Raw genomic sequence first — 24153 nt, 5'->3', positions numbered from 1 at the left:
AGCGCATTACGCCTCCGCGATGTGGTACTCCTCGTGGTGAAGCGCGCGGTCGGCCTCGAGCACCAGCTGTTCTCCCAGCGCCTCGCGAAGCTCGTCCAGAATGTCGTGCTGCTCGCTCTCCAGGGAGCGCAGCACCTCGCTGTGTACGTAGACCACCAGTTGGCGGTCGCCGAGGCGGTTCGCTCGGGCCAGAACCTCCCGCCTCAGTCGCAGGCAAATCGTTGAAAGCGATCGAATCCTGCCGCTTCCTTCACAGGTTGGGCAAGGGCGCGTCAAAAGCCGGCTCAGGTTCTCGCGGCTGCGTTTGCGCGTGATCTCTACCAAGCCGAACTCGGAGAGGCTCAACACCTGATGCTTGGCGCGGTCCTTCTTGAGCTCCCTTTCCAGCGCCTCGAACACGGTCTCGCGGTTCTCCGGCTCGGTCATGTCGATCAGGTCGACGACGATGATACCGCTCAGGTCCCTCAAGCGAATCTGTCGCACGATCTCTTCGACCGCTTCCAGGTTCGTCTGCAGCACCGTCGATTCGAGGTCTTTCCCGCCCACGAATCTGCCCGTGTTGACGTCGATCGCCACCAGCGCTTCCGTCGGGTTGATCACGAGGTAGCCACCCGAGCGTAACCAAACCTTGCTACGCAAGGCTGCGTCGATTTCCCGCTCGATCCCCAGCTCCTCGAAGAGTGTTCCCTCTTCCCTCCAAAGTCGAACCCGCCCGACGAGACGAGGCGCGAGACCGCGAGTAAACGACACGATGTCGTCGAAGGCTTCGGTCCCGTCCACCAGCAGCTCTTCGATTTCAGCCGTGAACCGGTCCCGAACGAACCGGAGCGCCAGGCCCTCTTCGCCATGGAGAAGACTCGGCGCATGGGCCGTTTGCGAGCGCTCTAGAATCTCGTTCCACTTGTCTCGCAACACCGCCAGATCCTCTTCAAAGTCCTCGCGCTGCTTGCCCTCTCCCGCGGTGCGCACGATCAACCCGCCGTCGTCGGCTCCGAGCTCGTCGAGAACCGCACACAATCGCTCTCGCTCGGCGGCGTCCTGCAGCCGCCGTGAGATCCCGTTGCTCGCAACCGTCGGCGCGAAAACCAGATACCGGCCCGGCAACGTGATCTCGGTCGTGATTCGCGCGCCCTTGTTCGGTAGCGGCGCTTTGACGACCTGGACGATTAACTCCTCGCCGGCGGTCAGCACCTCCTCGATCGGCGGGACCGAGACCGGTGGAAACTCCTTGGTCTGCGGATCGGCATCGGAAAGATCATCAATCGCGGAGAGTGCTTCCCTCACGTCGCCCGCGAACAGGAACGCGTCTCGAGCCAAGCCGATATCCACGAACGCCGCTTGCATTCCCGGAAGGATTCTCGAAACCCGCCCTTTGAAAACGTTGCCGACGACGCTCCTGTTCTTCTTCCTCTCCAGGTGAATCTCGGTCAGGCGGCCCTCTTCGAGGACCGCAACCCGGGTCTGGTGGCGGTCGCTCTCGACGAACAACCGGCACCTGGGATCGGTCGACTCTTCAGCGATTGACATAACGACGAAAGTCGATCCCAAGAATCAGTCCGGCGGCAATGAAATTGGCCACGATGAAGGAGCCACCGTACGACAGGAAGGGCAGCGGAATACCGGTAATCGGGACCAGGCCGACGACCATCGCGGTGTTGTAGACGACGTGAAACGAGACCAGAGACAGGAAACCCACAACCAGGAGAATCGCGGTCCGGTCCCGCGCCCTGAGCGCGACGGCGAAACCGTTCATGATGTAGCTCGAGAACAGCACCAGAACGGCCAGAACACCGAGAAACCCCCACTCTTCGGCAAGCACGGCGAAGATGAAGTCGGTGTGGCGTGCGGGCAGGAAACGAAGTTGACTCTGGGTACCCTGCATATAGCCGCGGCCGATCAGCATGCCCGAACCGACCGCGATCTTGCTTTGCTGGAGTTGGTAACCGGCGTTGAGCGGATCGCTGCCGGGCGAGAGAAAGGTCTTTACCCGGGTTCTCTGGTAATCCAACATGGCGAAGTTCCACACCAACGCACCCAGGACCAGAAGAACCAGCGCACCTGCGACCAGGACCCTCCAGCGCACCCCGCTGACCAGTAGCATTCCGGCCAAGATCGGTACGAACATGGCCGCACCGCCGAGGTCTCGCTCGAGAGCCACCAGAAGCACGGGCAGCGCAGTGATGCCGCAGGCGGCCAGAATCTGCGGAATGCGGACGAACCTGCGGTTGATACCGGCGAGGTAGCGCGCCAGCAGCAGAATCGTGGCCAGTTTGGCAATGTCCGACGGCTGCAGCTGAGCGGCTCCCACGCGCAGCCAGCTGCGGGCACCGCCAGCCTCGCTGCCGATCACCAGCACCAGCACCAGCAAGAACATCGCCGCCGCGTAGATCGGCACCGAGAACTTGGCCAGCACCTGGTAGTCGAGACTGAACGCGATCGCGAATGCAACCAGACCCAACACGATGCGCAGCGCCTGTTTCGGCAGATAGTCCAGGGCCAGCTCTGAGCTGGCGCTGTGGATGGTCGCCAGCCCGATCAAGGCCAGCAAAATCGCCGAGGCAAGCAGGCCCCACCGGACACCGCCGAGATGTCGCACCGTCAGCTGCTGGTCAGGAAAGGTCGCGAGCACCGTCGGCCCCGTTGAAGTACTTCTCGTAGAGATTCCTGGCAAGCGGCGCGGCCGCCTCCGAGCCCTTGCCTCCATGTTCGACAAAAACCACGACCACCAGCTCGGCGTCTTCGGCGGGAGCGAAGGAGCCGAACCAGGCATGGTCTCTCTTCTCGAAGGGCAGCTCGCTGCTATCGATCCAGGCCTTTTGCTCGACGACCTGAACCGTGCCGGTCTTGCCCGCGATGTCGACGTTTCGGAGCCGGGCGCTGGCGCCGGTGCCACGGTCGTTGACCACCGCCCAGAGCGCCTTGCGCACGACCTCGAGCGACGCGCGCCCGACGGCCACCTCCCGCCGCGGAGCGGTGCCGTCCCGAGCCACGAGATGCGGCTCTATCCGATAGCCGCCGTTGGCAAAGACCGCCATCAAGGACGCCATCTGCAGCGGCGTGACCAGCAGCGGGCCCTGGCCGATTGCCACGGAAATCGTCTCGCCCGGGTACCAGGGCTCGCCACGGGCCTTGAGGCTCCACTCCAGGTCCGGCACCAACCCTCGTTTTTCACCTTCGAGATCGATTCCGGTGGTCCCGCCGAGTCCGAACAGCCTCGCATAGTGCGCGATTTTCTCGATTCCAAGCTTCTGCCCCAGATGGTAGAAGAACACGTCGCAGGATTCTCGGATCGCCTGATGAAGATTCACCGAGCCGTGCCCGGCCGCCTTCCAGCACCGGAACCGCCGATTGTAGATTCTGGTAGCGCCCCGGCAGAAAACCCGGTCCTTCTCGTTGACCACCGCTTCTTCGAGACCCGCTACCGCTACCACGATCTTGAAAACCGAGCCGGGTGAGTAGGTATTCTGGACCGCCCGGTTTTGGAGCGGATCGTTCGGGGCCTCCACGATGTTCTGCCACTGATCGCGATCGAGACGGCGCGCGAACACGTTCGGGTTATACGAGGGGGACGACGCGAAGGCCAGGATCTCGCCGTTGCGCGGATCGAGGGCAATCGCGGCACCGACGCGGTTCTCGAAGTAGCGAGCCGCTTCTTCTTGAAGATCGAGGTCCAATGCCAATTGCAGATCACGCCCGGAAAAGGCCTGGCGGTTGCCATACTCTTCGCGAAGCCTTCCCCGGCTGTCGACGACCACGACTCTCTCCCCGTCACGCCCCCGCAAATACGAATCGCGCCTGCTCTCGATGCCGCGGCGGCCGACCAGGTCACCGGCGCCAAGCTCTCCGGCCGCCAGCTGGAGCTCCCGGTCGGTCGCTTCTCCGAGATAGCCGAGCACGTGCGCGGTCGTCGGGCCATGCCGGTAGAGGCGCAAGTGCTCGACGTCGATCTCGAACTCAGGATGCTCCAGCGCCTCTACCGAGAACCGCGCCACCTGGGCCAACGCCAGGTCTTCGGCAAGAAGCACCGGTTTGTACACCGAAGCTCCACGCGCTCTTTCCAGTACTCGCTGCAGATCATCCGCCGGTCTGTCCAGAACCTGAGAAGCGAATCGAATACTGGCGTCGAAATCGGCACTCCTGCTGCGATCGAACAGGAGCCGGTAGCTCGGAATGTTCTCGACCAGAAGGCGACCATGGCGGTCGTAGATCAGGCCACGGGGAGCTTGAATCGCCGCCTTGCGCAAGCGGTTGTTCTCGGCCCGCTCGCGATAGAAGGTGCCGTGCACAACCTGGACGAGCCAATAACACGACGCAATCAATGCGACCACGATCAGGAACACCAGCCGCAGCGCCGGTAGCCGGCGGACCAGATCGTCTCGATGTTCACGGACTTCCATCACCGAACGAGCCTCATCGAAGCCTGGCGGCTCGGTTGCGGCGCCAGGTGTTGCGCCAGCGCAACGCCCGCCCCTGCAACATGAAACCGACGGCACCGGTCAGTCCTACCGTCGCGAACATGACCATGAGCCAGGTCAACTCCGGCGGCGCCGCGCCGGGGCGCAGAAGACGCGAGAGTGCCACGAGAAGCAGCTGCTGAACCGCCGCACCCAGGGAAAAGAGAAGAAATACGCCGCTGGTCTTCTCGATCACCAGCCTCTGCGCCGCCACTGCGGCACCGTAGCCCACCAGCGTGTTGCAGAAACCGTAGGTTCCGTAGAGACCTCCGGTCATAGCATCCGCGCACCAGCCGGTCACCAACCCGCCCAGAAGCCCGGCAAGCGGGCTGCCGCCGAGAGCGTTGAACAGTGCGACCACCAAGAAAACATCGATCGCCGATGAGAAACCATCGAACAACCGGACTCCGAGCACATGAACCATCGCGGCCACGAGCAGGCCTGCCAAGAACTTAACCGCCCGCATCGTCGGCTTCCAACATGTCGACAGGAACCTGCTCCGGCTGCAGCAAGAAAACCTGATCCAACTGGCCCAGATCGACCGCCGGTACCAGCACAATCTCGTGAAACAGCTCTCCCCCAGGGGTCACCGAGACCACCGTGCCGACCGGAATCCCGCGCGGATAGACACCGTCTATCCCGGCGGTGAGGACACGGTCGCCCACCTTGACCTCTTCCTGTAACGGCACGAAGTCCATCTCGAGAAGACCGCGCTCGCCACCTCGAACCACCCCTTGCCGTCGCGTGCGTTCGATCATGGCGCCGACGCTGGCCGAGCGGTCGGTGATCATCTGGACCTTGGCGTAGCGCCCCGCCGGGACCACGACCCTCCCGACCAGGCCGGCATCGGTAACCACGGGCTGTTGGCGATCGACGCCCTCCTCGCCGGCGTAGAGCATCAGGGTCTGCTGCCAGGATCCATAGTCGAGCAACACAACATCGGCCACCCGCGGCCGAACGCCAGAAGACTGAGCGTAGCTCGCCGCTTTCGACAGCAGCTCCAGCTTTTGCTCGAGCCCGAAGGTCTCGACTCGCTGCCGACGCATGGTCTCTAGCTCGCTCCTGAGCTTCTCGTTGTCGGCGCGAAGAGCCTTGCGGGTCTCGAAGCCTTCGCGCAATCCGGAAACGGCGCGTGCCGTGGCATCGACGCCTTTCGCCAGGGGCGCCACCAGGCGCAGCATCGACGCCTCCAGCAGATTGTGGGCCTGATCGTCCGAGCGCACTTGGGCGCTGAGCAGAACCAGCTGCGCCAACAAGACGCCGACAAGCAGCCAACGGATGCGCTTCTCCGTCACCCTTCACCTTTGGTCCAGAACAATTCGACTGTGCGAAGTGCAAGCGGAGACCGGCCACTCAGAGTATCGATACCTTCCTGAGAAGCTCGATGTCCTCCAGAACTCGGCCGGTCCCGAGAACCACGCTCGACAGCGGATCCTCGGCAAGAACCACGGGCAGCCCGGTCTCGTTACGCAGGCGCTGATCGAGGCCCCGGAGCATCGAGCCGCCACCGGAGAGAACAATGCCCTTATCCATGATGTCGGCTGAGAGCTCGGGAGGGGTTCGCTCGAGAGCCATGCGTACGGATTCGACAATCGTCGTGACCGGCTCGGCCAGCGCCTCTCGTATCTCCTCGTCGGTTACCGGCAGGTTCTTGGGCACGCCTTCCACCAGGTCGCGCCCCTTGATTTCCTGCCTCAACTCTTCCTTGAGAGTGTAGGCCGACCCGATGTCCATCTTGATCTGCTCGGCCGTGCGCTCTCCGATCAACAAGTTGTATTTGCGCTTCAGGTACTGAATGATCGCGTCGTCCATCTCGTTGCCGGCAATTCGGACCGAGCGACTGTACACGGTTCCCGCCAGCGAGATCACCGCGACGTCCGTCGTGCCACCACCGATGTCGACGATCATGTTGCCCGACGGCTCGGTAATCGGGAGGCCGGCGCCGATGGCCGCCATCATGGCCTGCTCGACCAGGTAGACCTCGGCGGCGCCGGCACGCATGGCCGAGTCCTTGACCGCTCTCTTCTCGACCTGGGTGATCTCGGAAGGCACACCAATCACGATTCTCGGATGAACGTACATTCGCCGATTGTGCGCTTTCTGAATGAAGTACTCGAGCATTCGCTCGGTCACCTCGAAGTCGGCGATGACGCCGTCCTTCATGGGCCTGATCGACTCGATGTTTCCCGGAGTTCGTCCGAGCATCTCCTTGGCTTCCGCGCCTACGGCCTCGATGCGGTTCGTGAGCTGGTTGACCACGACGACCGACGGCTCACGCACGACGATGCCCTGGTTGCGCGCATACACGAGCGTGTTGGCGGTTCCCAGGTCAATCGCCAGATCGTTGGAAAAATATCGAAGCAGTGACGCGAACGGCATGCGAATTCCTATCCTCCCTCTGAACCGGCTTCGGTCGACCGCGAGGCGTTTTGCGGCGCCGACGTCTGCCTTGAAGCCAGCACCCTGAAGCGGTGAACCGGACTCCACGGCCCCCTCTCACCCTCGACGTCGAATGCCGCGACCCGCCAGACGAACGCCCCCTCGCCTCTCAACCCGAGCGTCGCCCGCGTCTTGCGGCGTTGCTCAGTGTCGATCAGGTTGTCGACAAACAACCGGTTGCCCGAAACCTGCAGCGCGTAACGGTCGGCTCCCTGGACCGGTTGCCAAGACAGCGCCAGCTGCCGAGAGCTGTCGAGGTAAAGCTCGAGGTTGTCGTCGGGGCTGATCAGCTCGGGCGGATCGGGCACGCGCCTCGGGCGCGAGATTCCGCTCTTGCTCTGCAAGACCTGCTGCAGTTCGCCCACCTCGCGCACCGGACCACCCTCTTTCGAGCTCACCCGAACGCCGCCCCGAAACGCCGCGAACTTGCCCTCACCCTTCTGCTCATCGTACGACACCACCGCCTCGGAACGCTGTCGAACCTCCGCCTCCGCCTTGGGCGTGGTTACGCGACTCGTGGCGTCGGCGGTGCTCAGGTTGACCCAACCCGACTCGAGCGCGATGGTGCGCCCGCTCTCTCCGAACACCGATGAGCGCGTCCGGCTGACCAGGACAACGGTTCCGGGCCGCACCGTGAACAGGGTCCCGTCCACCATCATGACCTCCGCCGATCCGTTGCCGGATGTCTTTATGTAGTCGCCGCCGTGGACGACCATTCTGCCCCGGGCCGGTCGCCATTCCCCCCGCTCTCCACGGCGCAGCTCGACGCCACCTTTCGTGGTGATGAACTGGGCCTCGCCGGAGGGGCTGCGATTTCGCAATGAATCAACGATCGAGGACAGAAGCGATCGGCTGCGCTCCGCCCTGCCGAGTGCTTCCGACAGCTCTTTCTGGCCGTAGAGCGCTCGCGCCGTGGAGAGCTCGGCCTTGGCGATCTGGTACTTCTCTCGATAACCGGTAATCCCCCGCTCCTGCTGAAGCCGCTTGGCCAGCGCGTCCGCCTCCTCGAGCGCCAAGAGAACTTCGCGATCCAGAAGATGGTTGGAAAGCAGACGATAGCCGACGAATCCACCACCGAGAATGGTCAGCAGCAGGAGGAACGAAGTCCAAGCCCGCACCGAATCTACGGAGATCTTGTACCAGTAGCGTTTGTTGTTCTTGTTGACTCCGGTTGCCACCGAACTCTCCGAATTTCGGAAGCGGCGAATATAGCACAAAGCCAATGTTCACCGTGGTTTGCGCGTCGCGCGCAAATTCCCGGCGGAAAGATCCGCCCGCCGGCTCCCGCCGGGGCACCGCGAGCTCCCGGCCTGCTAAACTCCCTGGCCGGCCCGCTTCCGGGCCTCGGAGGTCAAATCGATGCTGAAAGCCTTTCGCGACAACCTGAAATACCTGAGCTGGGTTCTCTGGCTGGTGATCATTGCTTTCATCCTGGTCGCGTTCGTCGGTCTCGGTGATCCCGGTGGCGGCGGCGGAGGCACCGACGTCGCCGTCACGGTGGGCGACAGGACCGTGTCCTATCGAGAGTTCGAGAGCGCCTACCGCCGCATGGAGGACTTCTATCGACAGGCCTATGGCGAGCAGTTCAATGCCGACTTCGCTAGACAACTGGGCCTTCATCAGCAGGTGCTCGATACTCTTGTCGCCGATCGCATCCTCCTCTTCGAAGCCGATCGGCTCGGGCTTCAGATCACCAACGAAGAGCTCCAGAAGCAGATTTTGAATCTGCCGGTCTTTCAAGCCGAAGGCGGAGCCTTCATCGGCACCAAGGAATACGAGCGCATTCTCCGCCAGAACGGCTACACCACCGACGGTTTCGAGGCCAGCCTGCGCCAGGATCTCCTGCTCGACAAGATCAGAGGCCTGGTAACCCAGAACCTGTACATCTCCGACGCCGAGGTCGAAGATGAGTATCGGCGGCAGGTCGAGCGTGCGAAGATCCGTTTCTTCAAGGCGCCCTACTCGGCACTGGCAGAAGCGGCGGTCTTCGCTGACGAGGACCTGGTTTCCTATTACACCGAGCATCAGGATTCCTTCGAGACCCCGGAACGCCGGGTCGCCGAGTATCTGGTCGTCGACATCGAACAGGTTCGAAACTCGCTGACCCTGACACCCGATGAGCTTCGCGCCTACTACGACGGTCATCAGGACGAGTTCGACCGACCCGAGCAGGTGCGTGCGCGACATATCCTCCTCCAGGTCAACGACAGCCGCAGCGAGCAAGAGGCCGTTCGGCTACTCGAAGATGCCAAACAGCGGGTCGCGGCCGGCGAGGATTTCGCGAACCTCGCCACCGAGCTTTCGGAAGATCCGAGCAGCAAGACGCGGGGCGGCGACCTGGGGCTCTTCGGCCGTGGCGCGATGGTCGAGGCCTTCGAAGACGCGGCCTTCTCGACACCGGCCGGGCAGATCACCGGTCCCGTCCGGACCGACTTCGGCTACCACCTGATCGAGGTTCTCGAGCGCGAAGATGGCGGCCTGTCGCCCTTCGAAGAAGTCGAAGTCGGCATACGCCAACGCTTGCTGGTGGAACGGTCGAGCGAAGCCGCCGAACAGAAGGCGAATGAGCTCTATGAGCGGCTCACCTCTTCAGAGCTCGATCTCGCGGCGGTCGCGGAGACCGACGACACCGTCACCTTCCAGGCAACTCCGGCGTTCGCGTTGAACGAGAACGTGCCCTCGGTCGGGCGTTCGACGCCGTTCGCGACTGCCGCCTTCGATCTCGAGATCAGCGCGATCTCCGAGCCGGTCCGAATCACCCGCGGCTGGGCGCTCCTGCGCTTGGCGGAGATCCAAGAGCCTCGCATCCCCGAGCTCGACGAGGTCCGCACGGAAGCCGAGGCCCAGCTGCGCGCCGAGATGGAGCGCGAGGCGGCGCTCGATCGCTTGGACGCGGATCGAAAATTGGGACTCGACGCTCTCGCCTCCTCGATCGACGCGAGCATCGAGGAGACCGACAGCTTCGGCCTCAATGACGCCGTCGGCTCCCTGGGCAACAACCGGGAAGTCGCCCAAGCGGCACTTGACGCCGACGAGGGCAGCGTCGTCGGTCCAATGGCTACGGACAACGGCGCCCTGATGTTCGAGGTAGTCGAAAGGGTGCGCATGGATCCAGCCGAGTTCGCAAGGCAGAAAACCTCCACTCGCGAGACGATTTCGAGGCAGCGTGCTGGACAGCTGGTCTCGGCATTGATCGCGGAACGCAGAGAAGAGCTCGAGGTTTCCTTCGACCCGCAATTGCTGGCGACCTTCGCCCTCGACCAGGCCGGCCCGGCCTCCGGCTGATCGCGGAAGGCCTCGTCAGGATCTCTACCCGATGATCGGCTATCTGCGCGGCAAAGTCCTCGACGCCGGCCCTGAGGCCGTCTTGCTCGACGTTGCCGGAGTCGGCTATCAGCTGGCGATTCCGCTTTCGACCTACTCGGAGCTGGATCGATCCGACAAGGCCGAACCCATCGGTCTGTTTGTTCATACCCACGTGCGTGCCGACGCGATCGAGCTGTTCGGATTCTGGACGGCACGCGAACGTAGCCTCTTCGAGTTGCTTATCGGTGTCTCGGGCATCGGGCCTCGGCTCGCGCGCGTGATTCTCTCCGGCATGGCACCCGAGGACCTGGTTAGCTCGATCTCGAGCGAGAATGTGGTCCGCCTGGCCACCATTCCCGGCATCGGCAAGAAGACCGCGCAACGCATGGTGATCGAGCTCAAGGATAGAGTCCGCGACCTGGGCGGCGATCTCGCCGCGAGCGTTGCCGCCTCGCCCGACGACGACCTCCTCGCCGCGCTCGTCAACCTGGGCTACCGCAGTGGCGACGCCGAGAAAGCCCTGGCCAAAGCGCGAGCGAAGAATCCCGATGGCGACTCCGAAGATCTACTCAGAGCCAGTTTGAACTTTCTCTCGCGCGCCTGAGACCGGTCCTGAAACCGGCAGGAGTCTCTTCGGCTGAACCCGACAGCGGCCGCTACAATAGCCTGGATGTCTCCCGACCGACAGCTCATGTCCGGTGCTCCGGACTCGGAGGACCTGGGTGTCGAGATCTCGCTCCGGCCCAGAACACTTTCCGAGTACGTCGGGCAGACGCGCATCGTCGACAAGCTCCGAGTATTCGTGGAGGCCGCCCGCGGCCGGCGCGAGTCGCTCGATCACGTGCTTCTCTTCGGGCCGCCCGGGCTCGGCAAGACCACCCTCGCTCACATTATCGCGCAAGAAATGGAAACCTCGATTCGGACGACCTCCGGTCCGGTTCTGGAACGTGCCGGTGATCTCGCGGCAATCCTGACCAACCTCCAGCCGGGCGAGGTTCTCTTCATCGACGAGATTCACCGCTTGGGGCCGACGGTGGAGGAAATCCTCTACCCGGCACTCGAAGACTATTCGCTCGACCTGGTCATCGGACAGGGGCCCGCGGCTCGGACGATGCGCATCGACCTGCCGCCCTTTACGCTCGTCGGCGCAACCACTCGAGCCGGGCTCATTACCGCCCCCCTCCGGGCCCGCTTCGGCATTGTCCACCGGCTCGACTTCTATCAACCCAAGGAACTGGCGACCATTGTTCGCCGGTCCGGCCAACTGCTCGAAATCGCGGTTGACCAAGCTGGGGCCCAAGAGCTTGCCGGTCGAAGTCGCGGCACGCCGAGGATCGCCAACCGCTTGCTTCGCCGGGTGCGCGACTACGCACAGGTTCACGGCAACGGCACAATCGACCTCGAGTCCGCAAGCAGCGCCCTCGAACTGCTCGAGGTCGACGAGTTCGGGTTCGACGAGGTCGATCGCAAGATTCTGGCGACCCTGATCGACCAGTATCAGGGCGGTCCAGCCGGCATTCAGGCTCTCGCCGCGGCGGTCGGCGAAGACCGTGGCACGCTCGAAGATCTCTACGAGCCCTACCTGATCCAGGAGGGATTTCTGCAGAGAACTCCGCGCGGTCGGATCGCCACCCGTCGAGCCTACGACCACCTGGGCATACAACCGCCCTCGGGCGCCGTCGGCTCTTTGTTCTAGCCCGACCGAGAGCGTCTTGAGGTCCGCGGTCGTCGTTTTCAATCCACTCGCCGGCAAGCGGCGTTCGCCGGCACTTCTTGCGAAGCTGCTTGCCGGTCTTCGACAGAGTGGATTCGAGGCGACGCCGATTCCCACTCGCGGACCCGGAGACGCCGAGAGCCGCGCCCGCGAAGCCGCAGCGGAAGGCGTCGAAACGGTCTTTGCGCTTGGCGGCGACGGCACTCTGCGCGAATGCGCCGCCGGGATCCTCGGCTCAGAGACCGCGCTCGCCTTCCTGCCCACCGGCACGATGAACGTCATGGCTCTGGAGCTCGGGGTTCCGGTACGACCGGTCAGGGCCGCGCGTGCCTACGCCGGCGCCCGCGAAACTCGCCTCGGCGTCGGACTGGCAGGCGAGACCCCTTTTCTGATGCAGGCGTCCGCCGGGGTCGACGCTTTCCTGATCGCGTCCTTGCGGCCCCGGGAGAAGAAGTGGTTGGGCTGGGCCTCGGTGGTGCCGGCGATTCTGCGCTCGCTCGTCAGGTATCCGTTCCCGGTCTTCGAGGTCGAGTCGCAATCCCGAACTCACCGCGTAACCCTGGCTGTCGCTTCGAACATCCTTCGTTACGGCGGGCCCTTCAAGCTGACGCCTCGCGCCGATGACGGGAAGCTGCAGCTCTTTCTCTTTTCGGGAAGAGGACGCGGAGGCGCGGTAAGGTTCGCCCTCTCCCTTCTCCTCGGTCGCCATTTGAGGCTCCGCGAGAGCGCACTCGAACCGACCCGGCAGGTGAAACTCAAAGCCGGGCCGGAGGTTCCCTTCCAGATCGACGGCGACGTCCTGGCTCGGGAGCCGGGTCGGCCGCTCGTAGTATCACTCGCGCAAGACACGCTACGCCTGCTCCTTCCGGCCGCTTGAGACGATGCCCGAGCTCCCGGATATTGAGAGCTACCTGGGGGCGCTGCGCTCCCTGGTAGCCGGCTCGCGACTCCGGGGTGTGCGTTTGTCCAGCCCGTTTCTTCTGCGGTCGGTGGAGCCACCGCTGTCGAAAACCGCCGGGCGTTCGGTTCTCGGGGTCACCCGTCTGGGAAAGCGAGTCGTCCTCGCCCTGGAAGACGACCTCTTTCTGGTCCTCCATCTGATGATCGCAGGCCGGCTGCACTGGAAAGCACCCGGCGCGAAGATCCCCGGCCGAGTGGGACTCGCGGCTTTCGACTTCGATCCCGGAACCCTCGTTCTGACCGAGGCGGGATCGAAGAAGCGCGCATCCCTCTATGCCGTCGCCGGCGAAGAGGCCCTCGCCGAGCACGACCCCGGCGGGCTCGAGGTGTTGGACACCGACCTCGAGACCTTCGCCTCGGCCGTGCGCTCGAGGAGCCACACGCTCAAACGCGCGCTCACCGATCCCCGGATCCTGGCAGGGATAGGCAACGCCTACTCGGACGAGATTCTCCATCGGGCGTGCCTGTCGCCGTTCAAGCGAACGCGCGACCTCGGCGAGGACGAGGTCGCGCGCCTGTTCGAGGCCACTCGAGCCGTTCTGAACGAGTGGACCGCCCGGCTGACCGAGGAAGCTAGACGCAATCGGGACGGCTTCCCCGCCAAGGTCACCGCCTTCCGCCCCGAAATGGCGGTTCACGGCAAACACAGGGAGCCCTGCCCGGCCTGTGGCTCGCCCGTGCAGCGCATCGTCTACGCATCCAACGAGGCCAACTACTGCGCCTCCTGCCAGACCGGGGGCAAGATTCTGGCCGATCGGGTCTTGTCCAAGCTCCTCAAGGACGACTGGCCCCGAACGCTCGAAGAGCTCGAAGAGCGGCGCCTCTAGCCGGTCTCGGTAAGGCGAATCCACGCAAGTTCGCTAAGATGACCATCATGTCGACGACGTCCAAACAGGTCGGGCAGACGATCTTCACCCGCTGGGTTTCGCGCCTGCGGTTCCCTCAGCTCTTCACCTTCACCGCCGCCCTCTTCTTTGTCGACTTCCTGATTCCGGACCTGATTCCCTTCCTGGACGAGATCCTCCTCGCCGCCGCGACTCTTCTCCTCGCCAATCTGAAGGACAAGACAGCCGTCCCGGAAGTCGAGAAACCCCCCGAGAAGGACATCACGCCCCGCGACTGATCCCTGATCCGTCTCCCGCTGCCCGCGTTCACTCAGCCGGCGCGTAGGAAGTGCCATCGAAGCCGTTCGCCACTCGGACTGCGCTCGAATACCACGGGTTCTATTCGCCGCCTAAACTCGCGCAACAGGGAGGCCGCACCGGCGCCCTCGGCGGCTCGCTCCAGGACATCGGCGGCGTCGGAACCGGCCTTGGTGATGTAGGCCTGCCAAACGGCTTCGCGCACCGGCATGGTGGTCATCGAGACGTTCGGGATCTTGCGCGCGCCGGTCCTCAGAACCCCGAGCTTGCGTTTGAGAACCGCGGGATCCTCGACGGTGTCGCGCTGGTAGCCGGTATACGGCTTGGGAATCAAGATGTTGACACCGAGATGGATATTGCCGATGACTCCCGATGGGGCCAACTCTTCAAGCATGATCTCGCGGCATCGTCTGGCGATCGCCAGAATCGCGTCCACGTCGCTGTCGGTCTCACCCGGAAGGCCGACGATGAAATAGAGCTTGAGCTGGGTGAATCCGGCGCGAAAGATCAGCCTGACCTTGTCAAGCAGCATCCTGTTTGGCACCGGCTTGTTGAGCTTGATCCGCAGCTCGTCGCTACCGGTCTCTGGGGCCAAGGTGATCGAACGATCGCCCGATGCGGCCAGGGCCGCGAGGACGCTCTCGTTCACGGCCGGAATCCGAACCGAGGAGACCGAAGTGCGAAAACCGAGCTCGTTGGCGCTCAGGAGAATCCTTTCGAGCTCCGGATGATCGCCGACGGCAGTGGCCACGAACCCGAGCTGGTCGGTGACCGGCCGCGCCCCCGCGAGCGCTCCGAGAATGAACTCGGTCGGGTGCCAGCGGAAGCGGCCCATGCCGAAGGTCGCCCAGCAGTACATGCACTTCTCGGGACAGCCTCGAGACATCTCGAGCAGAAACTTGTTGGCGAACTCGGTGTGCGGTGTGACAATCGCGGTGGTCGGCAGGTGGCCCGGCTCGAGCATCTGCTCGGCGCTCAACTCGAGTTTGGCCAGTTTTTGAAACGCCGGGCCCCGATCTCGAGTGGCTTCCGGATGGTGGAGCTCGGGGATGAAGAATCCCGGCTTGCCGGCAAGCCGCTCGAGCACCGCCTGGCGGCTCTCTTCCTCCAGTGCCGGCAGGAGCTCGGGCAGAAGATTCTCAGCGGCGCCGAGGGCGAAAACATCCACGAACTCGGCCAGCGGCAGGGGATTGATCGATGCGCACGCTCCGCCGACGATGATCACGGGGTCATCGGCTCTCCGCCGGCTGCGGCGCAGGGGGATCCCTGAGCGATCGAGCATCTGCAACAGGTGAACGTAGTCGCCCTCGAAGGAGACCGAGAACGCGATCGCACCGAACGCCGAAAGCGGCGTGTCGAGCTCCACCGACCTCGGCTCCCCCGAGCCGTCGGCGAAGAAGCGCTCGCAAGACCAGTCCTCTGCCCGGTGAATCAGGGTATAGAGGCGCTGGAGGGCCAGCGACGACATGCCCAGGTGGTAGCTGTTGGCGTACGCCAGCGCGAGACTGTAGCGCCCGTGGGGCGAGAAGCGCTCGACCGGGCGTTCTTCGGCGCGGTGCGCGCTCCAGTTCTGGCTCATCTGGGGTAAGGGCTTCTCTCCGCGGCTCGGGCGGGCGTTGGTCGTCATTCTAGCCGCCCCCCGCGTCACCAGGGGTCGGATAGAGTCTCCTGCCGGTGTTCGCGCCGAGAGATCCGGGCTCGAATTCATACCGTATAGCTTGCTGACGCCATGATCGTCGCCGACACGAAAACGCCGACCCTGTTAGTTCTGACCCGGGGACCTCGCCCGGAGAGCCGCCGCAAGCGTCTTCTGCCCGGGCGGCTCGCCCACGTCGAAACGGAGTTTCACCAACAGAGCCTCGCGGAAACCATTCGCTGCGGCCGGCAGCTGGGCTGCCGGATCGTCGTCTCCTGTCCACGAGGCCTCGACTTGCCCGAAGACGTTCGACTCGTCCCTCAGGCCGGGCGCACTTTCGGCGAGCGCTTCGCGGGCGCTCTCGAGCACGCGCGCGCCATAGGCTCAGGGCCGGTATTGGTCGTCGGCACCGACACCCCCGGGCTCGGCACCCGAGTCCTGAAGGAGTCGCTCGCGCGCCTCGAGGCCGAACCCGACAGCGTCGTCCTGGGTCCCGCGATCGACGGCGGTTTCTACTTGCTGGCATTCAACGGGGCCCTGGACGGGATCGATTGGGAACGGGTCTCCTGGTGTTCGGGGAGAACTCGCGCGACGCTTCGCGCCCGAATCGAGGCCGTCGGCCGGAAGGTCCGCTTTCTAGAGCCGCGGGCCGACCTGGACCGCGCGCCCGACATGGAGCGCTGGTTGGCGAGTGGCCGCGGAGAAGAGCGCTGGCGCATCCAGGCCGCTCGCATCATTCGACTTCTGGCCGAGCGACTCCTCCTGGAGTTGCCTGCCCCGTTCTTGCCCTTCGACGCACCGATACCGGCCACCGTTTCGGGCCGCGCACCGCCACGCTAGCTCCTTCTTCTCGCACCGCTTCCGCAGCCAATTGCCGGCTCCGGAGAACCTCAGGCCGCCTCAGATCAAGAAGGAGTGGAGCATCATGGCTCTAGCGAACGTCGAAAAAGTCGTCAAGGATCGTTACCGAAAAGGTGCCCAGAACCAGGTCGCCGAGCTCTGCTGTCCGGTGGACTACGATCCCCAATACCTCGAAGTCATTCCCAAGAAGGTCCTCGAGCGTGACTATGGTTGCGGCGACCCGAGCCGGCATCTGAATCCCGGTGAGACCGTGCTCGACCTGGGAAGCGGCACCGGCAAGATCTGCTTTATCGCCGCTCAGGTGGTCGGGCCGGAGGGTCGTGTCATCGGCGTCGACATGACGCCCGAGATGCTCGAAGTCGCGCGTGAGTCGGCGCCCGTGGTCGCCGAACGGCTCGGCTACGCCAACGTCGAGTTTCGTCGGGGCCGCATTCAGGACCTATCCCTGGACTGGGACCTGCTCGAGCGCGAGCTCGCCGCCCAACCGATTACCAACGCCGAATCGCTGTTCGCCGCAGAGCATCGAGCCGACGACCTTCGGCGGGAGCGGCCGTTGGTCACAGACGAGTCGGTGGACGTAGTGGTTTCCAACTGCGTCCTCAACCTGGTCGAGAACGCAAAGAAGCAGAAGCTGTTCGCGGAGATCTACCGCGTCCTCAAAACCGGCGGCCGGGCGGTGATCTCCGATATCGTCAGCGACGAGCCGGTGCCAATCGAGATGCAGAAGGACCCCGAGCTGTGGAGCGGCTGCATCTCCGGCGCTTTCACCGAGCATGGCTTCCTCGAGGCCTTTGAGCGGGCCGCCTTTCACGGCATCCGCATCCTGGAGCGCGACCGGAACCCGTGGCGCGTCGTCGAAGGGCTCGAGTTTCGCTCGCTCACCGTCGAAGCCTTCAAGGGCAAGGAGGGCGCCTGCCTCGAACGCAACCAGGCCGTGGTCTACAAGGGGCCGTTCAAGGAAGTCCTCGACGACGATGATCACCGCTTGGAGCGCGGTCGGCGCTACGCGGTCTGCGACAAGACCTACCGGCTGTACTCGACCGCGCCGTACGCCGAGTCTTTCGAATTCATCGATCCTCTCGAGGAAATCCCGCTCGACGCCGCACAGCCCTTTGATTGTTCCCGGACCGTGCTGCGCCACCCAAGAGAGACCAAGGGCGAGGACTACGAAGTCACGACAGAGCCGGTCCCGTGCTGTGAGCCCGGAGACGGCTGCTGCTGATGCCCGACTTGTCGCCGGCGACCCCGGCCGAGGCATCGAGTACCGCCCCCTGGGTCGAGTTGCGCTCTCTCGACACACTCTGGTTCCAGGTTTCGGGAACCGTCTGCAACCTGGCTTGCACGCACTGTTTCGTGTCGAGCTCGCCGACCAACCATACCCATGAAGCGCTGTCCCTGGCCGAGATCGTTCCCTACCTCGAAGAAGGCTCTGCTCTGGGTGTCAAGGAGTACTACTTCACGGGCGGCGAGCCGTTTCTGAATCCCGAGATGGAGCAGATCCTGGAGAAGACCCTGGAGTACGGCCCGGCCACGGTCCTGACCAACGGGCTGCTGCTCAACCCCGACCGCTGCCGGAAGCTCGCTCGAATGGCTCGCGATTGCCGCTACTCCCTAGACTTTCGTGTCTCGCTCGACGGCTATTCTGCCGCCACTAACGATCCGATTCGAGGGGCGGGCACTTTCGAGCGGATTCTCGCGGGGATCTCGAACCTCTTCAAAGCAGGGCTCAACCCGGTGATCACCGTGACCGAGGTCTACGATGACAACGGCTCGATCGAGGGCAAGACTCGATTCTTCGCTCTCCTGGCGGAGCTCGGCATCGAGAAGCCCCGGCTCAAGATGCTGCCGGTCTTTCGAATCGGAGCCGAGGCCGAGCGCACCGGAGCCTACGAAAGCTGGCAGCGACTGCGCACCAGCGACAAGCCGGGAAGCTGGGACCACCTCCAGTGCTCGAGCTGCCGGATGGTGACCGACCAGGGGGTCTGGGTCTGTCCCATACTGGTCAACGAGCCCGACGGGAAGATGGGGGCAGAGCTGGCCGACACTCTGAACGCCTTTGCCATGACCCACTCCGCCTGCTGGACGTGTCACGTCTACGGCGTGAGCTGCAAGACCTGAGATTCGTCATGGACCGCGACGACGAGAAGCTGACTGCCCATCGCGGCCTGGCGACCTGGGGCGAGAAGCTCGTGCCGCTCGGCCGGTTTCACGAGGCCACCGCCCACGCCGGACGGGTTCTGGATGGCGCCGATCGCGAGCGGGAAAGACGGGCCTTTGCCGCGCGGCGCCCGGATTCGACCACCGTAGAGGGTCCCTATACTCGTGTCGCGGTCTTTGGTGGTGTCTACAACAACCACTGCGCTCTGGAAGCACTGCTCCAGGCTGTCCGTGACGATGCCGTCGAGGCTGTCTATTGCCTCGGCGATCTGGGCGGCTTCGGGCCGAGCCCGGAGAGAGTTCGACCGCTTCTGGAGCAGGGTGGCGTTCTCGCCATCCAGGGCAACTACGAGGAGTCTCTTGCCGCCGGCCACGACGACTGCAACTGCGGATACACCGACCCACGCGACAATCACTTCGCCGAGATCTCCTATAGCTACACCGCGGCCAGGACCTCGGCGGAGTTCAAGCGCTGGATGGGTGATCTTCCGCCCCGCCGGCGCGTCTGGGTCGGAAACCGCGAGTTCCTCTTGGTTCACGGCTCGCCGCGAAGGGTCAACGAGTTTCTTTTCGCCTCGACGTCGCCGGACCCGTTTCTCGAGGTACTGCTCGATCAGGAAGGCGCCGACGGCCTGCTCTTCACCCACACCGGCCTGCACTGGCACCGCCGGTTGCCCTCCGGCAGAGATGCCATCAACGCCGGAGTCATCGGACGGCCCGCCAACGACGGTCGGACCTCGGTTTGGTATACGCTGATCGAGGCCTCTGGGGACGATGTCTCGATCACCCTGAAACCGCTCGACTACGACTATCAGAAACTGATCATCGAAATGCGCGCCGAGGAGCTTCCCGAGGAGTTCATCGAGACCATTGCCACGGGCTGGTGGACGACCTGTCTCGAGATCTTGCCGGCCAAAGAGCGCGCGCTCTCACGCTATTGAGACGAACTCAGATGAGAGCCGCAAAGCCACACTCGATCGCGATTCTGGGAGCCGGGCCGACGGGCCTCGAGGCGGCGCTGGCCGCGGCCGAGCGCGGCCTGGCCTTCACCCTCTACGAGGCCGCCGAAGGCGTTGCCGGTCACGTCCGAGACTGGAGCCACGTCGAGCTCTTCTCGCCCTGGGCGTACGACGTTTCTCAGCGCGCGCGTCGAGCACTTTCGGCCGCGGGAGTCGGGCTCCCCGATCCGAACGACTCCACCTGCCCGACCGGGGCGGAACTCGTCGAGCGCGTGCTCAAACCGCTCGGTGACCTGGCCCAGATCCGCCCCCATCTTCGCACCGGAGTGAAAGTCGTGAGCGTCGGCCGGGAAGGCCTATTGAAGCACGAGGAGATCGCGACCGAAGCGCGCCGAGAACGGCCATTTCGGCTCTTGCTCAGAGACACCTCCGGGCGCGAATGGACGGAAAGAGCGGATGCCGTGCTCGACTGCACCGGCTCCTACGGCCAGCCCAATGCGCTGGGAGACGGCGGCATTGCCGCCCCCGGTGAGGCTCCGCTCGACGACCAAATCCGCCGCACGATTCCCGATCTAGAGGCAGAAGGCGGGCAGTGGGCCGGACGGACGATCCTTGTGGTCGGTGCCGGCCACTCGGCTCTCACCGCGGTCTCCGACCTTGCCAAGCTCGCCGAGGAGGCGCCGGCCACATCGGTGGTGTGGGCTCTGCGCCGTGAGCATCCCAGCTGGCACGTTGATCCGAAGGACCCTCTGCCGGCGCGATCGCGGCTCGCCGAGCGGGCCCACCAGTTCCTGGCAGGCGAGTCGCCGGCGATTCACCCAATCAGCGGCGTCGTGGTGGAATCCGTCAGCCGCGACGGAAACCGGTTCGCAGTCGGCCTGCGCCGCACGGATGGCACGGTCGAAACCGTCCATGTCGACAAGATCCTGTCGCTAACCGGCTCCGTCGGCGACCACGATCTCTACCGACAGCTACAGATTCACGAATGCTATGCCACCCACGGACCGATGAAGCTGGCGGCGGCCCTGCTCGGATCGTCCGGATCGTCGAGCGCAGACTGTCTCGACCAGCAGAGTCAGGGCGCCGAGACCCTGCTCAACCCCGAGCCCAACTTCTTCATCCTTGGAGCCAAGTCCTACGGGCGCAACCCGTCGTTCTTGATGCGACTGGGCTGGCAGCAGGTCGACGAGGTCTTCGAGCTGCTCGATGCGCCGGAGGCCGAGGCGGCCGCCGAGCCCGATCCAAACTAGACCGGATCAGTCGTCCAGGCGCAGGCGCCAGGCGCCTCGTCCGTGCGTAAAGGCGAACAGATAGCGGGCTCCACCGGGGGTCTCGATGTAGCTGATCCACTCGGTCACCGCCGGCGGCAGACCGCTTGCCTCGACACCCCAGGTCGAGCCGCCGTCGGCAGAGGCAAATACTCCGAGGTCGGTGCCCAGGAAGATCTGTCCGGATTCGGCCGGGTCGACCACGATCGAGTGCACCGGCAGATCCGGGAGCGCGCCCGCGCCGCTGCCGTCCAGGGCGCTCCAGGTCATTCCCGCATCCTCGCTCTTCCAGACGTGCTCGCCGTTGAATGTCGCGTAGGTCGCGTAGACGATGTCCAGGTTCTCCGGATCGAAGGCGATCGATGATACGAAACCGGAACGCAGTCTCGTTCCCGGCCAGTCGTCGGTGCTGCCGGCGAGTGTGGCTTGGTCGTTGGTGTGGATCCAGCCGTTGTCGGTGCCGACGATAACCAAATCCGACCGGCCCGGGGCCACGGCGACGGCACTCACCTTGCCGGCGCTCGACAACGGCGCCGAGGCCGCCCTCCAACCCAAGGCTCCGTCATCGGTTCGCCACAGCCGGCGCCCGCCCAGCCACAGCCGCTGGGGTTGATTCGGATCCATGACGAGTGGCGAAATAAACAGGAAGTTCGGGCCGACGGCACGGAAACTCGCTGTGTTGTTGGTCTCGAGATCGCTGATGCCATCGATCGCCTCGGAGAAACTGGCTCCGCCGTCGATCGATTTGCGCACTCGACCATTCTGAGAGGTGACGTAGATGATCCGGTTGTCGCCGGGGTGGATCGCGGAATAGCCTCCGTCCCCGCCGGAGATCGTCACCCAACCGTTCGCTCCGAAGCTCTCGTCTCCCAGGACTGTGCCGTTGTCCTGCGCTCCGGCGATAAATCGTCGGGCGTCTGGCGTCGCGGTGCCGTGGTAGAACTGGGTTACGCCGTAGTTTCTGTTGAGCGACTTCCAATCGCCCCCGTTCGACCCGGGAGTGCACACCGCCAGCGGATCGCTCGGTATGGCCACTCGCGGGTTGCGCAACTCATAAACGCCGCCGTCATTGAGCGCGTACAGACGCCTGCCGTTCTTGGGATGAAAGACCACCGCGTGTTGGTCGGCGTGCACCGAGTTCGGTATCGGCGGATCACTCCACCAGTAGGTCACCGGGTTGAAGGAGGCGCCACCGTCGTCGGAACGAAAAAGGTCTACCCCGCCTACCCAGATCCGGTCGGCATTCCCCGGATCGACCGCGATCAGGTTCACGTACCAACCCATGGCAAAAAAGCCATTGGTACCCTGAAAACCGCACTCTTCCAGGAAGGCAATAATCGGATTGGAGAGAACGACCCGGTCGATCTTGCGCCCGCCGCTGTTGCGCAATCGTGCTTCCCAGGTGCCTTCGAGGCCGCCAGCGGTCGAACGGAAGACCGCATGCAGAGCTTGCTCGAAGTTCCCTCCGGGGCCCGGCACGTTGCTGGCAGAAAGGGCGTAGACCACGTCCGGGTCCGAGGGCGCAATGGCCAAGGACGTGCGCCCCATGCCTGGCTCGGAGAGCACTTCCCGCCACTCCTTGCTGTCCTCCGCGCGGCGATTGCGAAGCACGGTCGCCTGCTCGAGAGTGCCACAGGAGGCGAAGAGCGTATCGGTACCGTTCGCGGTCGATAGCACCAGGTCGAGACAGCCGCCGCGAGCCTTGGATCTCAAGATCCTCTTCCACTTTCGCCCGGCGTTGGTTGAGCGAAAGACCCCCTTCCGAGTCGCCGCGTAGATTCGATCGCTCGCCCGCGGACTGACCACCAGGTCGTTCACCCACTGAAACGACTCCTTGCGGGTCTTCCGGAGGAGCTCCCAGGTCGCGCCCGCGTCCGTGGTCTTGAAGATGCCGCCGCCCCGCAGAGGCAAAGACGTCTGGCGCACGACCTCGCGGAAATAACCCTCGCCGGTGCCCGCGTAGAGGGTGTTCGGGTCCTCGGGGTCCATGGCCAGTGAATTGACGGCCAGGTTCGAGAGCCGGTCGCCCACCGGCTGCCAGCTCTTGCCGCGGTTCTTGCTCTTCCAGATACCGCCCGAGACCCCACCCGCGTACATGATCTTCGGTCTCTTCGGGTTGATCGCCAGAACTCGCGTGCGCCCCCCGATATTGCCCGGTCCCAACCACTCCCAAGCGGTCGCAGCCTCGAGCTCCAAGGAGCTCCCGGCTTTGGCCACTTTGGAGGGTCTTCTGCTACTGACGCGAAGACGCGGCATCCGGGCGACCTGCTCCTCCGCCAGCCGGTAGGCACGCACTGAGTCAAAACCGGCTGAGCCATCGGGCCGAACACTCGATCCGAGACGCTTGGCCCGATAGTAGGCAAGGGCTTGATCGGGCGCATCGAAGGGGCGCGGATTCGCCCGTGCCCGACCGGCCTTCCGCTCGATCCGCTCGTGGATCTCGGCGCCCTGCAGCGACGCCGCTCCTTGCCCGGCCTCGCCCGCTTGCCCACCTCCCATGACGGCCGCGAGCGCCAGGAGCGCGACCAGGCTTGCGCTGACGTGTATTCTCTTCATCGAGCCAGCTCCTTCGGCGAAGATCGCACCGGATCGAGAGCGTTCTCCGCCAACCATTCCGGCAGCGCGGCGACCGTATCGAGACACTCGAGGGGTCCGCTACCAAGCAGCACGTCCCGCGCCGTGGTGCCACTGGCCACACCCACCGACGCAACACCCGCGTTGGTCGCCATCTGCAGATCGTGGACGGCGTCGCCGACCATCAGTGCCTCTTCCGGACGCACGCCGAGCTCGTTCAGGATGCCGAGAAGCATGTCCGGGCTGGGTTTGCTGGCCGCTTCGTCGACGGTTCGGCTGGCCTGGAAGAAACGGCCCAGGCCGGTGCGCTCGAGATCAGTGGCGAGCCCCCTCCTGCTCTTCGCCGTAGCCACGGCCAGCAAACGACCCTCCTCGGCAAGGCCTTCGAGCAATCCCTCGACGCCTTCGAACAGCACCGGCTCGTCGACGTAGCGTCCGAACCAGAGCCTCCGGTAGACCTCGACGATTCTGCCGAAGGTCTCCTCGCTACACCCCGGACAGAACGAATCCACCGTTTCGCGGATGCCCAGGCCGATGGCCGAGCGGATATTGGCTTCGTCCGCCGGCGGCAATCCCAGCTCGTCGAGCGTCGCCTGCGTGCAACCCACGATGGTGGCAATCGAATCCAAAAGTGTGCCGTCCCAATCGAATACAACCAGCCTGTAAAGAGACCCCGCCACTCC

The 24153-nt window shown here is 64.3% G+C and carries 21 protein-coding genes; 11 read left to right on the top strand and 10 right to left on the bottom strand.

From position 1 onward, the window contains the following. Positions 1-6: 6 nt before the first annotated feature. From GY769_00720 to GY769_00690, 7 genes are read right to left on the bottom strand one after another with little or no spacing between them, the layout of a single operon-like run. The gene (locus GY769_00720) at positions 7-1527 is read right to left on the bottom strand and encodes an Rne/Rng family ribonuclease (protein MCP4200439.1); all 1521 of its coding nucleotides are present in this window, start codon (positions 1525-1527) and stop codon (positions 7-9) included. Then, a complete protein-coding gene (rodA, locus tag GY769_00715) occupies positions 1514-2629 on the bottom strand; it encodes a rod shape-determining protein RodA (GenBank protein ID MCP4200438.1) in 1116 nt (371 codons plus the stop codon). Before rodA ends, GY769_00720 begins: the two co-directional genes overlap by 14 nt. Then, positions 2610-4397, bottom strand: a complete 1788-nt coding sequence (gene mrdA / locus GY769_00710; protein ID MCP4200437.1) for a penicillin-binding protein 2 — start codon at positions 4395-4397, stop codon at positions 2610-2612. Before mrdA ends, rodA begins: the two co-directional genes overlap by 20 nt. Before the next feature lie 13 nt (positions 4398-4410). Continuing rightward, positions 4411-4920 carry a rod shape-determining protein MreD gene (mreD, locus tag GY769_00705; protein ID MCP4200436.1) on the bottom strand — a complete coding sequence of 170 codons (510 nt, stop codon included), beginning with the start codon at positions 4918-4920 and terminating at the stop codon, positions 4411-4413. Further along, positions 4907-5749, bottom strand: coding sequence for a rod shape-determining protein MreC (mreC, locus tag GY769_00700; protein ID MCP4200435.1), 843 nt, complete (start codon positions 5747-5749; stop codon positions 4907-4909). The genes mreD and mreC overlap by 14 nt, the downstream gene beginning before the upstream one ends. Before the next feature lie 58 nt (positions 5750-5807). Beyond that, complete coding sequence (locus GY769_00695) at positions 5808-6833, bottom strand: rod shape-determining protein (protein MCP4200434.1); 1026 nt, start codon at positions 6831-6833, stop codon at positions 5808-5810. Between the two features lie 8 nt (positions 6834-6841). Then, a complete protein-coding gene (locus tag GY769_00690) occupies positions 6842-8071 on the bottom strand; it encodes a hypothetical protein (GenBank protein ID MCP4200433.1) in 1230 nt (409 codons plus the stop codon). Positions 8072-8252: 181 nt separating this feature from the next. On the opposite strand from GY769_00690, the gene GY769_00685 reads away from it, so the two are divergent. The 6 genes from GY769_00685 to GY769_00660 all read left to right on the top strand — a co-directional run bounded on the left by GY769_00685 (position 8253) and on the right by GY769_00660 (position 13996). Further along, positions 8253-10178, top strand: coding sequence for a hypothetical protein (locus GY769_00685; GenBank protein MCP4200432.1), 1926 nt, complete (start codon positions 8253-8255; stop codon positions 10176-10178). 31 nt (positions 10179-10209) lie between these two features. Continuing rightward, positions 10210-10803: a Holliday junction branch migration protein RuvA gene (gene ruvA / locus GY769_00680; GenBank protein ID MCP4200431.1), complete on the top strand. Its 594-nt coding sequence runs from the start codon at positions 10210-10212 to the stop codon at positions 10801-10803. Positions 10804-10869: 66 nt separating this feature from the next. Next, on the top strand, positions 10870-11895 hold the full coding sequence (gene ruvB / locus GY769_00675) for a Holliday junction branch migration DNA helicase RuvB (protein MCP4200430.1): 1026 nt from the start codon (positions 10870-10872) through the stop codon (positions 11893-11895). 16 nt (positions 11896-11911) lie between these two features. Continuing rightward, positions 11912-12790 carry a hypothetical protein gene (locus GY769_00670; GenBank protein ID MCP4200429.1) on the top strand — a complete coding sequence of 293 codons (879 nt, stop codon included), beginning with the start codon at positions 11912-11914 and terminating at the stop codon, positions 12788-12790. Between the two features lie 4 nt (positions 12791-12794). After that, positions 12795-13700: a formamidopyrimidine-DNA glycosylase gene (locus GY769_00665; protein MCP4200428.1), complete on the top strand. Its 906-nt coding sequence runs from the start codon at positions 12795-12797 to the stop codon at positions 13698-13700. A gap of 47 nt (positions 13701-13747) precedes the next feature. Further along, positions 13748-13996 carry a hypothetical protein gene (locus tag GY769_00660; GenBank protein ID MCP4200427.1) on the top strand — a complete coding sequence of 83 codons (249 nt, stop codon included), beginning with the start codon at positions 13748-13750 and terminating at the stop codon, positions 13994-13996. Positions 13997-14028: 32 nt separating this feature from the next. Here the strand turns inward: GY769_00660 and GY769_00655 are convergent, their stop codons facing one another. Continuing rightward, entirely contained in the window at positions 14029-15594 is a 1566-nt protein-coding gene (locus GY769_00655) for a radical SAM protein (GenBank protein MCP4200426.1), read from the bottom strand. A gap of 150 nt (positions 15595-15744) precedes the next feature. Here GY769_00655 and GY769_00650 point away from each other — a divergent pair, with 150 nt between their 5' ends. The 5 genes from GY769_00650 (at position 15745) to GY769_00630 (ending at position 20878) form a co-directional block, all read left to right on the top strand. After that, on the top strand, positions 15745-16491 hold the full coding sequence (locus tag GY769_00650) for a DUF2064 domain-containing protein (GenBank protein ID MCP4200425.1): 747 nt from the start codon (positions 15745-15747) through the stop codon (positions 16489-16491). Between the two features lie 85 nt (positions 16492-16576). Next, on the top strand, positions 16577-17734 hold the full coding sequence (locus tag GY769_00645; protein MCP4200424.1) for a methyltransferase domain-containing protein: 1158 nt from the start codon (positions 16577-16579) through the stop codon (positions 17732-17734). Continuing rightward, on the top strand, positions 17734-18630 hold the full coding sequence (locus GY769_00640; protein ID MCP4200423.1) for a radical SAM protein: 897 nt from the start codon (positions 17734-17736) through the stop codon (positions 18628-18630). The genes GY769_00645 and GY769_00640 overlap by 1 nt, the downstream gene beginning before the upstream one ends. A gap of 8 nt (positions 18631-18638) precedes the next feature. Beyond that, a complete protein-coding gene (locus tag GY769_00635) occupies positions 18639-19610 on the top strand; it encodes a metallophosphoesterase family protein (GenBank protein MCP4200422.1) in 972 nt (323 codons plus the stop codon). Between the two features lie 11 nt (positions 19611-19621). After that, a complete protein-coding gene (locus GY769_00630) occupies positions 19622-20878 on the top strand; it encodes an FAD-dependent oxidoreductase (protein ID MCP4200421.1) in 1257 nt (418 codons plus the stop codon). Between the two features lie 6 nt (positions 20879-20884). On the opposite strand, the gene GY769_00625 is transcribed toward GY769_00630, so the two are convergent. Next, complete coding sequence (locus tag GY769_00625) at positions 20885-23452, bottom strand: hypothetical protein (GenBank protein MCP4200420.1); 2568 nt, start codon at positions 23450-23452, stop codon at positions 20885-20887. Then, entirely contained in the window at positions 23449-24150 is a 702-nt protein-coding gene (locus GY769_00620; GenBank protein ID MCP4200419.1) for an HAD-IA family hydrolase, read from the bottom strand. The genes GY769_00625 and GY769_00620 overlap by 4 nt, the downstream gene beginning before the upstream one ends. Positions 24151-24153 lie beyond the last annotated feature (3 nt).

The organism is bacterium (genome assembly GCA_024224155.1).
GTDB lineage: Bacteria > Acidobacteriota > Thermoanaerobaculia > Multivoradales > JAHEKO01 > CALZIK01.
The sequence above is the reverse complement of the archived record's forward strand: the minus strand, read 5'-3'. Positions and strand labels throughout refer to the sequence as shown.

Bases quoted from the DNA above. Each gene is read 5' to 3' on its own strand.
- GY769_00720 (MCP4200439.1), bottom strand. From the start codon at position 1,527: ATGTCAATCGCTGAAGAGTCGACCGATCCCAGGTGCCGGTTGTTCGTC.
- mrdA (MCP4200437.1), bottom strand. From the start codon at position 4,397: ATGGAAGTCCGTGAACATCGAGACGATCTGGTCCGCCGGCTACCGGCG.
- mreD (MCP4200436.1), bottom strand. From the start codon at position 4,920: ATGCGGGCGGTTAAGTTCTTGGCAGGCCTGCTCGTGGCCGCGATGGTT.
- GY769_00695 (MCP4200434.1), bottom strand. From the start codon at position 6,833: ATGCCGTTCGCGTCACTGCTTCGATATTTTTCCAACGATCTGGCGATT.
- GY769_00685 (MCP4200432.1), top strand. From the start codon at position 8,253: ATGCTGAAAGCCTTTCGCGACAACCTGAAATACCTGAGCTGGGTTCTC.
- ruvA (MCP4200431.1), top strand. From the start codon at position 10,210: ATGATCGGCTATCTGCGCGGCAAAGTCCTCGACGCCGGCCCTGAGGCC.
- ruvB (MCP4200430.1), top strand. From the start codon at position 10,870: ATGTCTCCCGACCGACAGCTCATGTCCGGTGCTCCGGACTCGGAGGAC.
- GY769_00665 (MCP4200428.1), top strand. From the start codon at position 12,795: ATGCCCGAGCTCCCGGATATTGAGAGCTACCTGGGGGCGCTGCGCTCC.
- GY769_00660 (MCP4200427.1), top strand. From the start codon at position 13,748: ATGTCGACGACGTCCAAACAGGTCGGGCAGACGATCTTCACCCGCTGG.
- GY769_00655 (MCP4200426.1), bottom strand. From the start codon at position 15,594: ATGAGCCAGAACTGGAGCGCGCACCGCGCCGAAGAACGCCCGGTCGAG.
- GY769_00650 (MCP4200425.1), top strand. From the start codon at position 15,745: ATGATCGTCGCCGACACGAAAACGCCGACCCTGTTAGTTCTGACCCGG.
- GY769_00645 (MCP4200424.1), top strand. From the start codon at position 16,577: ATGGCTCTAGCGAACGTCGAAAAAGTCGTCAAGGATCGTTACCGAAAA.
- GY769_00640 (MCP4200423.1), top strand. From the start codon at position 17,734: ATGCCCGACTTGTCGCCGGCGACCCCGGCCGAGGCATCGAGTACCGCC.
- GY769_00635 (MCP4200422.1), top strand. From the start codon at position 18,639: ATGGACCGCGACGACGAGAAGCTGACTGCCCATCGCGGCCTGGCGACC.
- GY769_00630 (MCP4200421.1), top strand. From the start codon at position 19,622: ATGAGAGCCGCAAAGCCACACTCGATCGCGATTCTGGGAGCCGGGCCG.
- GY769_00625 (MCP4200420.1), bottom strand. From the start codon at position 23,452: ATGAAGAGAATACACGTCAGCGCAAGCCTGGTCGCGCTCCTGGCGCTC.